The organism is Rickettsia felis URRWXCal2 (genome assembly GCA_000012145.1).
Classification (GTDB): domain Bacteria; phylum Pseudomonadota; class Alphaproteobacteria; order Rickettsiales; family Rickettsiaceae; genus Rickettsia; species Rickettsia felis.
Map to the genome: position 1 here is coordinate 1256102 of CP000053.1, position 14660 is coordinate 1270761.

A 14660-nucleotide genomic window follows, 5' to 3' on the forward strand; every position below is an offset into this window, starting at 1 on the left:
TGTGAAATGAATAGTTGTATACGAAGGTCAATTTCAAAAAGAGCGAGGAGTTCACAAGGCAAGGAGCGGAGCGTATAATAATACGTGGCTACCTGCACTCTTATAGAACGACAACGCCAATTTTTGAAATTCACCGAGTATAAAACGGAAATAATTTAATTAGTTTTGTTACTTCAGTTAGTACTTTTTGCTCGGCTTTACCATTATCTTCATTATTTTTTAAGCCGTCTAAAATATCTGCTACCATATGACCGACTAATACAAAATCCTTTTCTTTAAATCCTCTAGTAGTGCATGCCGGAGTGCCAAGACGAATACCTGAAGTGATAAAAGGCGAAGTTTCATCAAAGGGGATAGCATTCTTATTACATGTAATCCCTGCTCTATCCAAAGAATTAGCAGCAAGCTTTCCGGTAATCCCGTCTTTACACAAATCCACTAAAACAATATGATTATCGGTACCGCCTGTTAATATATCATATCCTCTTTCTTGCAAGCTACTTGCTAAAGCTTTAGCATTACTTATTACCTGCTTAATATAGCTTTTATATTCAGGCTGCAAATTTTCTAAAAAAGCTACGGCTTTTGCGGCGATTATATGCATTAACGGACCGCCTTGTAGTCCTGGAAATAATGCAGAATTTATCTTTTTGCCTATCTCTTCGTCGTTAGATAAAATTAAACCGCCTCGCGGTCCTCGGAGCGTTTTGTGAGTGGTAGAGGTAACAGCATGAGTGTAAGGAATAGGGCTTTGATGCTCGCCTGTGGCAACAAGTCCGGCAATATGAGCAATATCTGCCATAAAGTAAGCTCCTACTTTATCCGCTATTTCTCTAAATCTTGCAAAATCAATATTACGAGGATAAGCAGAAAAACCGGCTATAAGTAATTTTGGTTTATGCAAATCCGCTAAGCGTTCAATCTCATCATAATCGATTAAATAAGTCTCTTTATTTACGCTATAAGAAACGGCGTTAAACCATTTACCGGACATATTCGGGGCTGCACCGTGCGTTAGATGCCCGCCGCTATCTAAAGACATACCAAGAATTGTATCACCAGGCTGTAATAAAGCAAGATACACAGCTTGATTTGCTTGTGAACCGGAATGAGACTGCACATTTGCATATTTACAGTTAAAGAGTTTTTTTACTCGCTCTATAGCTAAATTCTCAGCTTTATCGACTTCCTCACAACCGTTATAGAAACGCTTACCTGAATACCCTTCCGCATATTTATTAGTCAGAATCGATCCTTGAGCTTCAAGCACTGCGGGACTTACGAAATTCTCTGATGCAATAAGCTCAATTACGCTATTTTGACGCAGCTTTTCATGCTTGATTATTTCATCAATTTCTTTATCCGTTTCGTGTAAGTGATTATTAAAAATATTCATTCATCCTCGTATTTTTTGGTGTTTATGTCATTCCAGCAACAGTGCATGGGTGTCGACTTAAAGATCGATGTCATTCCTGCGAAAGCAGGAATCTACGTGTCATACCGTGGCTTGACCACGGTATCCAGTTAAAAATACTAAAATTATTAGTATTTTTTATTGTTTTTATGGACCCCGTGGTCAAGCCACGGGGTGACGCTAAAAGTAATGGATTCTTGCTTTCGCAGGAATGACATCGAGAACTATGCAACAATTTCTGTCAAACCACGGTATGACATGTGTTTATAAAATTAATCGCAATCTCAAGTCCTCGTCCGTCTATTGAATGAGCAAGAGAAGTTAATTTATGCCCGCTATGCTCTATATGCAGCTTAGATAAATAGTTTGAAGCATTATACATCTCACTAACACCGACCACCTCATCTAATTCTCCATGAATCAAGCATATAGGGGTGAGTTTATTATTAACTTCCATAGGCGGAATTAATGCACCCGAAAAACCTATAGTACAGAAAAACGGTTCTCGCTGAATCAGAGTTAAATATAAACCAATCATTGTACCTTGAGAAAAACCTATAATAATCGTATCTTTATTGGTAAGATTTAACTCTTCCTGCTTTTGCTTTATTATGTCTTCAAGCTTAGAAATATTATTCGCAATCAGCTTTGCTATTATATGTGGACTGCGATCTTGCAAACTAAACCATTGTCTACCGTAAGGCATCATATCGTAAGCCTCAATGCCGTGCGGTGAAATAAAATGACAATCGGGCAAATCATTTTTGATATAAGGGACTAATCCTATTAAATCATGTCCGTCTGAGCCGACACCGTGCAGTAACACTACTAGCTTCTTTGCCGGCTGCCGGTTGCTTTCTACTTCTGGGTATTCTAAATATTTGTTCATGTTTTTTACAAAATTGTTATTTTTCCGTCATTGCAACGAGCGGATGACTCGTTTATGTCATTCCCGCGTAGGCGGGAATCCAGTACTTAAAAGCTTTATTTGAAAAGCTCGATTTATCTCGCTTTATGATGGATTCCCGCCTACGCGGGAATGACATATAGTGACGCCTCAACCTTTCAACATCTTCTCAAGCTCGCCATTATTGTATAGCTCCGTTGCAATATCACAACCGCCGACTAATTCCCCTTTAATGTATAATTGTGGGAATGTTGGCCAATCGCTAAATTTTTTTAAATCTTCACGAAATTCCGGATTAACAAATACATTAATATCACGAAACTCTACACCTAATTTATTCAAAATAGCTACTACTTTAGCAGAAAAGCCGCACATTGTAGCTTCCTTAGTACCTTTCATGAACAGCACTACTTTATTATTTTTTATTTCATTTTCTATAAATTCAAAATTTTTATTTTCCGTCATTCAAAACCTGATATAAATATTATTCTCTAAAATATACTCTTCATAATACATCATGCAAGCACAAATAGTTAATAAAATTTTTGAGATTTTTAGCAAGAATAATCCAAGTCCGAAAACCGAATTAATATATAAGAATGATTTCACCTTATTAGTAGCGGTAATGTTATCTGCTCAAGCCACCGATATATCAGTAAATTTAGCGACTAAATCTTTATTTGAAACTTATGATACAACGGAAAAAATTTTAGAACTCGGCGAAGACGGGCTTAAAAAATATATAAAATCTATCGGACTATTTAACAGCAAAGCAAAAAATATTATTGCATTATGTAAAATATTGATAAGTAATTATCAATCTTCAGTACCAAATGATTTTAAGGAATTAATTAAACTGCCCGGTGTCGGCAGAAAAACTGCCAATGTTGTACTAAACTGCTTATTTGGTATGCCGACAATGGCGGTTGATACACATGTCTTTAGAGTAGCCAAAAGGATTGGACTTGCTAGAGGTAATAGTCCTGAAATAGTAGAAAAAGAGCTACTGCAAATTATTAATGAGAAATGGTTAACTCATGCCCATCACTGGCTAATTCTGCACGGTAGATATATTTGCAAAGCTAGAAAACCCGATTGCGACATCTGCCCTATTAAAGAGTATTGTGAGTATTATAATTCACCAATTATTTCTAAATAATATTCATGTTCTATAGGATTAGGTTTAGGATCAAGCGTTGCTAATGTTTCTAAATCACAAGTAACTAACGGTACACCTTTATCTTGATCCTTGAATAGATGCGGATGTGTACAAAACCAAGCAAATTCTCCTTTCATTTGCTCAGCTGTCAATTCATGTAATATGTTACCGTTTTTATCGTAAAGACTAAATAAAGTTTTGTCATTATCGTTGATCAGTTTTATAGGAGTTTGTTTATTACCTAAATTTTCTTGCCGATGTCCTATATATATCTTATCTAAAACTCCTTTTTTCTCATATTCTTTAAGCAAAATTTGCGTCATTTCTTTTACCGGTACAGTAATCATATATTCTTTTTTATTAGAATAAATATCCTTGGCACAGGCGGCAATAGAACTATGAAGTTTAACTGCAAGATTTGGATGTTTAGGGGCAGATTCTAGTGTATATATTGGAGTTCTTGCTATACCGGAATGCGAAATAAAGCTTGCATTTTTAGAAGTCAGCATGGTTATAAACATTTCTATAGATGAAGTATCAGGCAAGTCGCCTTTTTGTCGTATTTTATTAGAAACAAAGGCTGCATATACATCCGTTAAATCTTGATCATGATAACTTAAGCTAGCGGAAAAAGCATATTTCCCCATATCAAAATTTTTTATCACCGGATCCTTACCTTGATAAGATTTTTGAGCATTACTTTGCTGATTTACGAAACCTTGCCAAGCAGACATATTCGCTCCATTGACTTTTGTCATGTAAAAATGTAAATCATCTTCCTGCTTATAATGATGAATTTCTGATTTTACCTCTTGTGCTTTATATAATTTTGTAAAATGAGGTCGTAGATCAGAATATTTTTTATCTATCTTACTGAAATTAAACTCGGAACAAATTCGCAAAGCCTGAATATACTGCATTTCCATATCATCGGGGCTTTTTGCTTCTTTACAGGCAGCTTTTATAAATTGACTTAACTGTTCTTCATTTTTAGTAAAATTATTTTTTTAAATTCCTGTAAGAATTTTTTTAATAAAACCTCTTTTCTGTGATCTACCGTCTTAACATAAGTATCATTAGTAATATTTATTCCTGCTTTGAGTCTTAAATTAAAAATATCTTCCATATATCTATAGAAAGTATAAACTTTTATAGTTTGAGGCTTAAAAGATGAATTATCATTTAATTGTAAAATAAAATCATTTACTTCTTTCCAATTTTCATAAGTTGATATATCAAGAGAAACAACTTTATCCTTTACTATATCAGGGCTTTGAAGAAAATTAAAAATCTCTTGTAAGCTTATTCCCTCTAAATTTGTGCAATCTAAAACACCGTCTTTCATAGGAGATACTAATTCTATCATATTATAGCTTTTTTAAATATCAATTCTTAAAAAAATACCAAAAAATTAATTTTTTGTCAATGAACCACTTTAACTCTTAATATATTTCCAAGTTGACAATTTTTTGCTTACTTCATAATATCTAAGCTCAATTTGATAAAGGTAAAATTTTATGCGTTAAGCACTTATAACTTCTATATTAGTAGCTATAGCTTTCTTGACAAGTGCTTGTAATACAATGCAAGGTGCGGGTCAAGATATGCAAGCGGCAGGTAAAAAACTTGAAAATTCAGCAGAAAACAATAAACCTAAAAAAGGTTGCGGCTGTCACTAAAATATACTTGCCATATAATGTCATTCCTGCGAAAGCAGGAATCCAGCATAAAGCGAGATATATCGAGCTTTTAATTTTAAAAATTTGCTGTATTTATACTTTTTTTTTGGATTCCTGCTTTCGCAGGAATGACATAAGAATCATACCACAACGCCTACATCTGCTTACTCTCATTCACCAATTTATATATTTCTTTCTTACTATAAACATCCTTGAATTTATCATAAGCAAGTTCGGTAGCGGTTTTGCTACTTAAGTTTTTACTTAAGCAAAGTTCTATAAATTTTTCTAATTTTTTTTGTTGGTTTTGTTCTTGTATATTTCCTGAAATCAACAATACTATCTCACCTTTTAAAATATTATTTTGATAGAACTTTATTATTTCATCTATATCCCCTGTTTTTATTTCCTGATACAGTTTAGTTAACTCACGAGCTACACATATTTCTCGATTTCCTAATATTTCCTTAGCTACCGATAAGGTGTTTATCAAACGAGGAGCGGTTTCAAAAAAAATCAACGTAGCCTTAAGATTTACTAGCTCAGAAAAAATCTTTTTCTTACTTTCTATAGTTTTAGGTAAAAACCCGTGAAATAAAAATCGATCAGTAGGAAGAGCTGATAAAGTTAGAGCAGTAACCGGTGCAGATACCCCTGGTACTACGTCTATATGACAATTAAGAATACGCAAATCTCTAACTAACTTATAGCCGGGATCGGAAATTAAAGGAGTCCCTGCATCAGAAATTAAGCTTATTATATTGCCCGATTTTATTAAACTTATGATATTTTCTCTATCTTTCTCGTCACTATGATCATTATAAATTTGTAATTTTGTATGAATGTCATGTTTTGCTAGCAATTTTTGTGATATTCTAGTATCCTCGCATAAGATAATATCCGAATTTTTTAAAGTCGATATAGCACGAAGCGTTATATCTTCAAAATTACCGATCGGTGTTGAAACAATATATAATCCTGACTTCAAAATCATAATTTTTAAATTTTAAGTAATATTATGGCTAGTATAAAACATAAACTACGAATCTTTCTATCATTTTTTTGCTTGATATATTTAACATCCTGTCAAACTCCTAAAGAAGAACCTATAAGTTTTCCTAAAAAAGAACAAAAAGAAATTGAGATTGCAATTTTAATGCCAAATCAGGGTCCTGATAATATTGTCGGGAAACAATATAAAGATTTAATTAAAATGGGACTTAACGACGGGATTAAATCTTACATACATGTTACTTCTTACGACGGTTCAGATGAAAAAAATGTTTTAGCCGCTATGGATAAAATAGTAGCACGTAAAACTAAGATTATTTTAGGTCCTCTATATTCTAACTTTACCTCTCTAATAGCCGAAAAAGCAAAGGCAAATGATATTATTATAATAACCATGTCAAATAACCCAGCTCTTGCAGAAGATAAATTATTTGTATTCGGTCATGCACCTTTAAAACAACTGATACGCATCATCAATTATTACGCAAGTAACGACCATAAAGATTTTATGGCATTGTTACCTAAAGGGAAACATTCACAGACTATTAGTCAAGTAATGCAAAATATACTGATTCAGAAAAATGCATCATTATCACGCACCGAATTCTATGAGGATAATCCTGAATCTATAGCAAAAGCCGCAAGAAATATTTCAGACAATACCGATATTATAAATGAGCGTAGCGATACAACAAAACCGGTTATTTATCTATCAGATGATCCAAAAAATTTAAACATACTTGCCGATAGCATTCGTAAATATAATTTAGATAAAAAAGCTATTTTAATCGGTGATAATCGTATTGATATCGATTACCCTGAAAATATCGATATTAGCTTTACCGGTTCTTTAAATTTACTCAATAGCAACGTTCCCGATAGGGCAAAAGACTTAGGTATTAACCATATGGGCTTCATACATCTTCTTTCTTATGATTTAGGACGTATAACTGCAAACTATATAGGCAATGAATTTGCATCTGAAAGGTTTTTAAATAGAATGAACAGTAGACAACCTTATATAGGTTTATCCGGTAATATTCATTTCATCGATGGAGTAGCACAGAGACGGTATGACATTATCAGGAAAGAGAATGGTGTATATTCTACTGTTTCAGGGAATTAGGACGTTGTTGTGTGGCGGAATCGTCATTGCGGGGAGCGAAGCGACGCAGCAATCTCGTCAAATGTCCTGAGATTGCCACGCTCCCTACGGTCGCTCGCAATGACGACTCGGGTATCCGCAGGAGAGTTACCTCGAATCAATTATTTTTCTTATCATTATCACTACCTTCGTCTTTCATGCCGTCTTTAAAAGCTTTAAGACCTTTGGCTAAATCAGACATAACTTGAGGTAATTTACCGGCACCGAATAATACAAAAATAATTAATAAAACTATTAATAAATGGCTAAAGCTCATTCCCATGATATTTTTGCTGTATAAGTTAAAATTTTATTATATAAGATATTATAGCTCTAATCTAGGATAAAATAATTAAAGAAATGTTTACTAAAAAACAATTTTCAGAATTTTTTGCTACTTTTTTTTATATCGGGAAAATAAAATACTGTCCAGGCACTTTTGGATCAATTGCCGCTTTTCCTCTAACTTACTTCTTAATATATTTTATTGTTAATAACAAAATAATCATTCCTTTTTCAAGTCTTACTCTCGGTGAAGCTCAACTTGTCAGTATATTTATTATAAGCTTTAGTATATGTTTGATACTCTTAATACTCGGCACTTATTTTACTAAAATATATTTAAACTATACAAATTCAGAAGACCCTAAAGAAGTAGTAATAGACGAAGTAGTCGGACAAATGCTAACTATCGTTTTAGTATTTTTTTCGGCTTTATTTGCTAATGAATCGCATTTAGTAAAATATTTTAGCCCGCTAACAATAAATATTATATTACTTTTCATATTACCTTTTTGTCTATTCCGATTTTTTGATATAGTAAAGCCCTGGCCTATTAATTGGTTTGACAAAAATATTAAGGGCAGTATCGGCGTTATGCTTGATGATTTGCTAGCCGCAATATTTGCTGCAGTAACTCAATACGCAATTATATTTGTGTTAATAGACATAACATAATATTATCATTGACTAATTTCTAATATAATAATATGATACGACAAATATTTATAAATTTTTAAAGAGATAGTTTTCATGTTCGCAGTTATAAAAGCAGGTGGAAAACAATATAAAGTAGACAGAAATAGTATTATTAAAGTCGAAAAAATTGATGGAGAACTTGGCTCTAAAATTCAGTTTGATCAAATTTTAATGATTGGCGAATACTCAAAGCCTTCTTTTATTGGTACTCCAATAGTTAAAGGGGCTGTCGTTACGGCTGAAATTACTAACCAACTTAAAGATAATAAAATTATAGTCTTTAAGAAAAAGCGTAGAAAAAATTATCGTCGTAAAGCCGGTCATCGTCAAGAACTGACGGAATTAAAAATATTAGATATTACCAAACAATAATAATAACTTAAAAGGAATTATAAAATGGCAACCAAAAAAGCCGGTGGTAGTTCTAGGAACGGAAGAGACTCGGCCGGTCGAAGGCTGGGAGTTAAAAAAGCCGATGGACAATATGTAATACCCGGTAATATTATAGTCAGACAACGCGGCACAAAAATTCATCCTGGAACGAATGTAGGGCTTGGCAAAGATCATACAATATTCGCTTTGATAGAAGGTAGAGTAGAATTTTTAACTAAGCGAAATCATAAAATCGTTAATGTTAAAGAAATTGCAAGTGCTTAAGTATTTTTTGTAGGCATTGCTCAATAAGTATAGATTTTGTCATTGCGAGTAGTCGTAGACTGCACGGTAATCCAGAAAATAATTAAAAAAATTCTATAAATCAGAGTTTTTGACTGGATTGCTTCGTCAAAACTTGCAGTTTTTCCTCGCAATGACAGAAGCTTTGAAAAATATCAATAGTTATTGAGCAGTGCCTTTTTGCAGTTTGATCTACTAGTGTTAAATGGAACAAAAAATGCTTTTTATGCATTGTTGCGTAGGTATCACTTCGTCATTGCGAGCGAACATAAGCGTTGTTGTATGGTTAAAGTATTCGATGTCATTTCTGCGAAAGCAGGAATCTAGAATAAAGTGAGATAAATCGAGCTTTTAATTTCAAGCATTTGCTGTATTTATATTTTTTTGGATTCCTGCTTTCGCAGGAATGACATAAAACAAACCACGCTGGCAATGTCAGTAATCTAGATAACAACAAGCAGAAAATTAATTATATAATATTAGGCTTCCTTTAGTTATGGCCTTAATAATTCAAAAGTTTGGTGGTACTTCCGTTGCAAATATTGATAGAATAAAAAAAATCGCTCCTATCATAAAAGCCGAAATAGCTAAAAATAACCAAGTAATTGTAGTAGTTTCGGCTATGGCAGGTGTTACTAATCAACTTGTCACATTGTGTAATGAAGTATCAAGCCTTAACAACATTTCTCAATTTGCAGAATATGATGTAGCACTTTCTAGCGGCGAAATAGTCACTGCTTCATTACTAGCACTCGCTCTTCAAGAAGAAGACATAAAGGCACAATCATTTCTAGCTTGGCAATTACCGATTCTCACCGATAATAATCATAGCAAAGCTTTAGTAGAATCAATTACTACAGATTTACTAGAAAAATATTTACAGTTAAATACCGTACCTATAATAGCCGGTTTTCAAGGAACTAACAAATCCAATAGGTTAACCACTTTGGGCAGAGGAGGATCCGATACTACTGCCGCCTTAATCGCTGCAGCTATGAAAGCCAAGAGATGTGATATTTATACCGATGTAGAGGGAATATTTACTGCTGATCCAAGAATTATTCCAAATGCCAAGAAGATAAAAGAAATAGATTTTTTAGAAATGTTAGAACTAGCATCAAGCGGAGCAAAAGTATTACACCCTAGAGCCGTAGAGCTAGTAATGCGGTATAAAATAGATATGCGTGTTCTTTCAACATTTTCACCGAATACAGAAGGTACGTTAATTACTTCAAAGGATAAAAATATGGAGAATGGAATTATTAACAGCATTACTTCTAATAAAAATTTATTAAAAATATCTGTAAAGAGCATTTCTTTAAGTTTTTTGCAAGTTGCAAATATGATTACACAAAATAATAATCATATTGAATTTATGCAAGAGATAAAAAATAATGAAGAATATAGTTTTATTACAAATTTAACTGATGAAAATAATTTACAAGCTTTACTTACTAATTTAAAAAATGATAAGCAGATACAAGATTTTACTTTTGATGCCGAAATTGCTACAATCTCTCTTATTGGTTATGGGATTAAAAATGATTGTAAAGTACTTGAAATGATATTATCAAAGTTAACGAAAGATAATATAAATGTTAACATGATACAATTATCAGAAGTTAAAATTACCTTATTAATAAATGATCAAGATGCAGAAAAAACAATTTTTAATTTATATAATCTTTTTAAAATATCTTAGATTTTGCATCTGAAATTTAATTTATATCTTAAGTTATTTTATATTAAAATTATAAGATTTTGAAAAGGCATGGTTTCTATTTCAGAAAATTTTATAATTTGTGACAAAAAAAGTTAAAATAGATTAATTTAAATTTCATATATAAGACCTAAATACTTAATTAAATAGCTTAAATTTATTATTTTCATTATAATTATCTTCTATTTACTATTTATTAGTTATATATTAATAAATAAGTCTAATAGGCTATCTATAAAGTTATTTTAAAGCTAGTTAAATTCTTTTTTGCTATAAAATCTCTTTAATTATCAATTAAAATAATTTCGTAGATAGCCTCTTAAAAATCATAAATTCTTATCATTTAAAAAAATTATTTTAACTCTCAATTTTTAGGAGCAAATTTTACAGGAAAAAATAATGAGCGAAGATATAAGGTCAAAAGAAAGATTTAATCGGATTAACGATATATCAGTGACAAATACAGATGGTCCAGAAGAAATTAGAAATAATTTTAAAAAATTTGTACTGAATATATTAGAAACAGACAATATAACCCCGTATAAGTTAAGTGAAAAAACAGGTACCCATGAAACAGCGTGGAAAAATTTCCTAGATGGTCGTACAAAAATGCCTGATATGGGAGCAATTGTTGCTCTTGCCGATTATAAAAATGTTCCGCTAGATGAAGTAATAGGCAGAGATATAAATAAAGAAAAAAAGATAACGGTAGAAATAAAACAAACTCCGGAAATATCCGCATCTATAGCTAAACTACCAAAAGACATACTTCAAGAAGCCATGCTGATAGGAGAAAAAACTAGAGGATTTATACATAAACCGACAACTAAAGAAACAAAATCTTTTGCTGAACAAGTTAAAAACTCTAATAAACCGAAAGGAAGATCTATCTAAATAAAAATATGTTTTTCAATATTGATCCTAATATAAAACCTAAAACCTTACTTGATATTCTAAAATGGAAAATAACTTCAAAACGACCAAAATGGCCGACGCTACTTCCTCTTACTTCCACTGATATTCCACCACAAAAAATAACTGATAATGAGACTATAAGGGTAACTTATGTAAGACATGTAACCTTTTTAATTCAAATAGACGGTTTAAATATCTTAACTGATCCAGTATGGTCGGAGCGGGTTAGTCCTTTTACTTTTGCAGGACCAAAGAGAGTAGTAAAACCCGGCATTAATTTTACCGATTTACCTAAAATAGATATTATATTAGTAAGTCATAATCACTATGACCATTTAGATATCAGAACAATTAAAGATTTATGGATAAGGGATAACCTAAGATTATTACACCGCTAATGAATGACGTAATAATCAAAAAACATATTCCTAATGCAGAAATTATTACCTTAGGATGGGGAGAATCATATAAAGAACAAAATATTTATCTAGAACCGGCACAGCATTGGTCGGCTAGAGGAATATTTGATAAAAATAAAGCATTATGGGGAACTTTTATCATTAAAACTAATATAGGAGATATTTGTTTTATAGGTGATTCGGGTTATAACGATACACTTTTTAAAGAGATCGGAAAAAAACATAATATTTTAATAAGCCTTATTCCGATAGGAGCTTATGAACCAAGATGGTTTATGAAACCGGTACATATGAATCCTGAAGAAGCCGTATTTACTCATTTGGACTTAAATTCTAAATATTCTATAGCTAGTCATTTTGATGTCTTTCAATTAGCTGATGAAGCCTTTGATGCGGCTCCTTTGGAACTCCGACAAGCTATGAAAAAACATAATATTGATGAAAATAAGTTTATTATCCCTGAAATAGGTAAATTTTTCCTATTTGATTAAAGCATATATAGTCAATTCAGTTGGATTTGCATACAAGGAGCGAGGAGCGAAGCCTATAACTAATAGGAGAGCGACGAGTGACGATGTAGGCGAGTCCAAATAAGTGTGTAAATTTCTCAAAGGTTGTATAAAAGAAAATATAACAAAAAGAGAAATTACAATGACACAGAAACAAAATGCTGCAATGGAACAAGCGATAGATTTATTGATCAATAATGATACAGATGTATCAATATTATTCAGGGAAGATGGTTTATTAAAAGAAATAACCAAGCGTCTTGTAGAGAGAGCTCTACAGTCTGAGATGAATAATCATTTAGGATATAGCAAGTACAATCAAAGTGATGCTCAGAATTCACGTAATGGTTATAACACAAAGAATCTGATTACAAAGAATGGTGCTGTTGAGATTGAAGTGCCAAGAGATAGAAATAGCAGTTTTGCACCATCATTAGTAGCAAAGCGTCAAAGAAGACTTGATGGTTTTGATGATAAAGTACTATCTTTGTATGCTAAAGGTATGAGTTTATCAGATATAAAATTACAGCTTCAGGAGTTATATGGAGCTGATGTAAGCGAGAGTTTAATTAGCCAAATCACAGATGATATAATAGAGGATGTTAAGCTATGGCAAAGCCGTCCATTAGATCCAGTATATGCTATAGTATTTTTTGATTGTTTAATAGTAAAAGTACGTCAGGATAAACGGATTATCAATAAATCGGTATATGTTGCATTAGGTATTGATTTAGAAGGGCGGAAAGATATTTTGGGATTATGGATCAGTGAGAATGAAGGGGCTAAATTTTGGCTTGGAAATTTTACTGAGATGAAAAATAGAGGTATACAAGACATACTGATAGCATGTAGCGATAACCTTAATGGTATGTCTGAAGCTATAGGTGCTGTTTTTCCAAAGACGGAGCATCAATTATGTATTGTACATCAAATTAGAAATAGTTTACGATATGTATCATATAAGGACCGGAAAGAGCTTGCTGGTGATTTAAAACCTATTTATACACTAGCACAGAAAAAGAAGCACTTTCCGCTTTAGAGGCTTTTGAATCTAAATGGAATAAACAATATCCTCAAATTGCTAAATCTTGGTATGTTCACTGGGATAATTTAATGATTTTCTTAGGATACCCTGAAGAAATACGGAAAATAATTTATACAACAAATGCTGTGGAATCTGTTAATAGTCAACTCCGAAAAGTCACAAAAAATAAACGTGTTTTTCCAAATGATAATGCTGTTTTTAAAAGCTTATATTTGGCAATTGATTACATGACCAAAAAATGGTCCATGCCCATACCAAACTGGAACAAGGCTATGGCTCATTTTTTAATAAAATTTGACGAAAGAATCTAGGCTTTTGGAAAAGTTTACACACTTAATCGGGAAGACTCAAATCAATTGACTATAAAATAATTATCGTGCCATAATAAACTTAATACCTAAATCTAATTTTTGCCAAATTTTATCGCAAGTAAGAATAGGATAATTTTTAAAGATAGCCAGAGCTATACATGCTCTATCTCCAAGTGATAAACCATAAATTTTAGTTTTATTAATTATATTTGCACTAATTAGTGCTTGCTCAGGACAAAAGTCTATAATTTTGATATCTAATAATTTAATAAGAATTTTTGCAGTTTCTTCCGTTAAGCCTTGTTTTTCTATACAATATTTATAAACTTCAGCAATATTTACGCTTGAAATAACTCCATCTCTCATGTATTTCTTAATCAATTGGTAATCATCTTCTTTAGCAAATAAGGCAATTAGTGCAGAGGCATCAAATATTATTTTGGACATCTTTTACTTCTTTTTTCTTCAATTAAATATTCCTGACGTCTTTCAGCAATAAAATCATCTACTATAGAAATATTTTTATCAATTTGATTTTTGGTGAAAATCTTATGCATCTCATCAATTATACTATCAACGCTAACGATTTTAATTTCACTATTTTCAATTTCTATGGTGATTTTTTCACCCGGATGTATATTAAATCTTTCTCTAATTGATACCGGTATAAGCACTCTACCATGCTGATCCATGTTGGTCACTATTCTTTCCATATTATAACTCTAAATTAACATTTGTTATAATATGTCATTTTTAAGATAATTACAATTTATT

The 14660-nt window shown here is 32.0% G+C and carries 17 protein-coding genes and 3 pseudogenes; 11 read left to right on the plus strand and 9 right to left on the minus strand.

What is annotated here, in order from left to right:
- Nucleotides 1-130 precede the first annotated feature (130 nt).
- From glyA to grxD, 3 genes are all read right to left on the minus strand, one after another.
- On the minus strand, nucleotides 131-1396 hold the full coding sequence (gene glyA, locus RF_RS06275) for a serine hydroxymethyltransferase (protein WP_011271493.1): 1266 nt from the start codon (nucleotides 1394-1396) through the stop codon (nucleotides 131-133).
- 259 nt (nucleotides 1397-1655) lie between these two features.
- Complete coding sequence (locus tag RF_RS06280; protein WP_011271494.1) at nucleotides 1656-2303, minus strand: alpha/beta hydrolase family protein; 648 nt, start codon at nucleotides 2301-2303, stop codon at nucleotides 1656-1658.
- A gap of 168 nt (nucleotides 2304-2471) precedes the next feature.
- Complete coding sequence (gene grxD / locus RF_RS06285; protein ID WP_011271495.1) at nucleotides 2472-2786, minus strand: Grx4 family monothiol glutaredoxin; 315 nt, start codon at nucleotides 2784-2786, stop codon at nucleotides 2472-2474.
- A 52-nt stretch (nucleotides 2787-2838) separates the two neighbouring features.
- Here grxD and nth point away from each other — a divergent pair, with 52 nt between their 5' ends.
- A complete protein-coding gene (gene nth, locus RF_RS06290) occupies nucleotides 2839-3480 on the plus strand; it encodes an endonuclease III (RefSeq protein WP_011271496.1) in 642 nt (213 codons plus the stop codon).
- Here nth and RF_RS06295 read toward each other — a convergent pair.
- Together RF_RS06295 and RF_RS06305 are read right to left on the minus strand one after the other, a co-directional pair.
- Nucleotides 3453-4406 carry a hypothetical protein gene (locus tag RF_RS06295; RefSeq protein ID WP_011271497.1) on the minus strand — a complete coding sequence of 318 codons (954 nt, stop codon included), beginning with the start codon at nucleotides 4404-4406 and terminating at the stop codon, nucleotides 3453-3455. The genes nth and RF_RS06295 overlap by 28 nt on opposite strands.
- A 47-nt stretch (nucleotides 4407-4453) precedes the next feature.
- Entirely contained in the window at nucleotides 4454-4846 is a 393-nt protein-coding gene (locus tag RF_RS06305; RefSeq protein ID WP_011271498.1) for a hypothetical protein, read from the minus strand.
- Nucleotides 4847-5012: 166 nt separating this feature from the next.
- On the opposite strand from RF_RS06305, the gene RF_RS06310 reads away from it, so the two are divergent.
- Nucleotides 5013-5159 carry an entericidin A/B family lipoprotein gene (locus RF_RS06310; protein WP_231564297.1) on the plus strand — a complete coding sequence of 49 codons (147 nt, stop codon included), beginning with the start codon at nucleotides 5013-5015 and terminating at the stop codon, nucleotides 5157-5159.
- 154 nt (nucleotides 5160-5313) lie between these two features.
- Here RF_RS06310 and rsmI read toward each other — a convergent pair whose 3' ends face one another.
- Nucleotides 5314-6153: a 16S rRNA (cytidine(1402)-2'-O)-methyltransferase gene (rsmI, locus tag RF_RS06315; protein WP_011271499.1), complete on the minus strand. Its 840-nt coding sequence runs from the start codon at nucleotides 6151-6153 to the stop codon at nucleotides 5314-5316.
- 24 nt (nucleotides 6154-6177) lie between these two features.
- On the opposite strand from rsmI, the gene RF_RS06320 reads away from it, so the two are divergent.
- Entirely contained in the window at nucleotides 6178-7296 is a 1119-nt protein-coding gene (locus tag RF_RS06320; RefSeq protein WP_011271500.1) for a penicillin-binding protein activator, read from the plus strand.
- Nucleotides 7297-7432: 136 nt separating this feature from the next.
- Here the strand turns inward: RF_RS06320 and tatA are convergent, their stop codons facing one another.
- Nucleotides 7433-7597, minus strand: a complete 165-nt coding sequence (tatA, locus tag RF_RS06325) for a twin-arginine translocase TatA (protein ID WP_011271501.1) — start codon at nucleotides 7595-7597, stop codon at nucleotides 7433-7435.
- Nucleotides 7598-7674: 77 nt separating this feature from the next.
- Between tatA and RF_RS06330 the strand changes: the two genes are divergently transcribed.
- From RF_RS06330 to RF_RS06365, 8 genes and pseudogenes are all read left to right on the plus strand, one after another.
- Nucleotides 7675-8271 carry a phosphatidylglycerophosphatase A family protein gene (locus RF_RS06330; protein WP_011271502.1) on the plus strand — a complete coding sequence of 199 codons (597 nt, stop codon included), beginning with the start codon at nucleotides 7675-7677 and terminating at the stop codon, nucleotides 8269-8271.
- Between the two features lie 75 nt (nucleotides 8272-8346).
- Nucleotides 8347-8664: a 50S ribosomal protein L21 gene (gene rplU, locus RF_RS06335; RefSeq protein WP_004997480.1), complete on the plus strand. Its 318-nt coding sequence runs from the start codon at nucleotides 8347-8349 to the stop codon at nucleotides 8662-8664.
- Between the two features lie 24 nt (nucleotides 8665-8688).
- Complete coding sequence (rpmA, locus tag RF_RS06340) at nucleotides 8689-8949, plus strand: 50S ribosomal protein L27 (RefSeq protein WP_011271503.1); 261 nt, start codon at nucleotides 8689-8691, stop codon at nucleotides 8947-8949.
- 514 nt (nucleotides 8950-9463) lie between these two features.
- A complete protein-coding gene (locus tag RF_RS06345; protein ID WP_011271504.1) occupies nucleotides 9464-10669 on the plus strand; it encodes an aspartate kinase in 1206 nt (401 codons plus the stop codon).
- Between the two features lie 417 nt (nucleotides 10670-11086).
- The gene (locus RF_RS06350) at nucleotides 11087-11581 is read left to right on the plus strand and encodes a hypothetical protein (RefSeq protein ID WP_011271505.1); all 495 of its coding nucleotides are present in this window, start codon (nucleotides 11087-11089) and stop codon (nucleotides 11579-11581) included.
- 221 nt (nucleotides 11582-11802) lie between these two features.
- Nucleotides 11803-12509 (plus strand): annotated as a pseudogene (locus RF_RS12075) (MBL fold metallo-hydrolase); the annotation flags it as partial.
- A 10-nt stretch (nucleotides 12510-12519) separates the two neighbouring features.
- A pseudogene (locus tag RF_RS09325) lies at nucleotides 12520-12612 on the plus strand (palindromic element RPE2 domain-containing protein); the annotation flags it as partial.
- A gap of 60 nt (nucleotides 12613-12672) precedes the next feature.
- Nucleotides 12673-13886: pseudogene (locus RF_RS06365) on the plus strand (IS256 family transposase).
- A 60-nt stretch (nucleotides 13887-13946) separates the two neighbouring features.
- On the opposite strand, the gene RF_RS06370 reads toward RF_RS06365, so the two are convergent.
- Together RF_RS06370 and RF_RS06375 are read right to left on the minus strand one after the other, a co-directional pair.
- Nucleotides 13947-14333: a type II toxin-antitoxin system VapC family toxin gene (locus RF_RS06370; protein WP_011271508.1), complete on the minus strand. Its 387-nt coding sequence runs from the start codon at nucleotides 14331-14333 to the stop codon at nucleotides 13947-13949.
- Complete coding sequence (locus tag RF_RS06375; RefSeq protein ID WP_011271509.1) at nucleotides 14321-14599, minus strand: AbrB/MazE/SpoVT family DNA-binding domain-containing protein; 279 nt, start codon at nucleotides 14597-14599, stop codon at nucleotides 14321-14323. The genes RF_RS06370 and RF_RS06375 overlap by 13 nt, the downstream gene beginning before the upstream one ends.
- Nucleotides 14600-14660 lie beyond the last annotated feature (61 nt).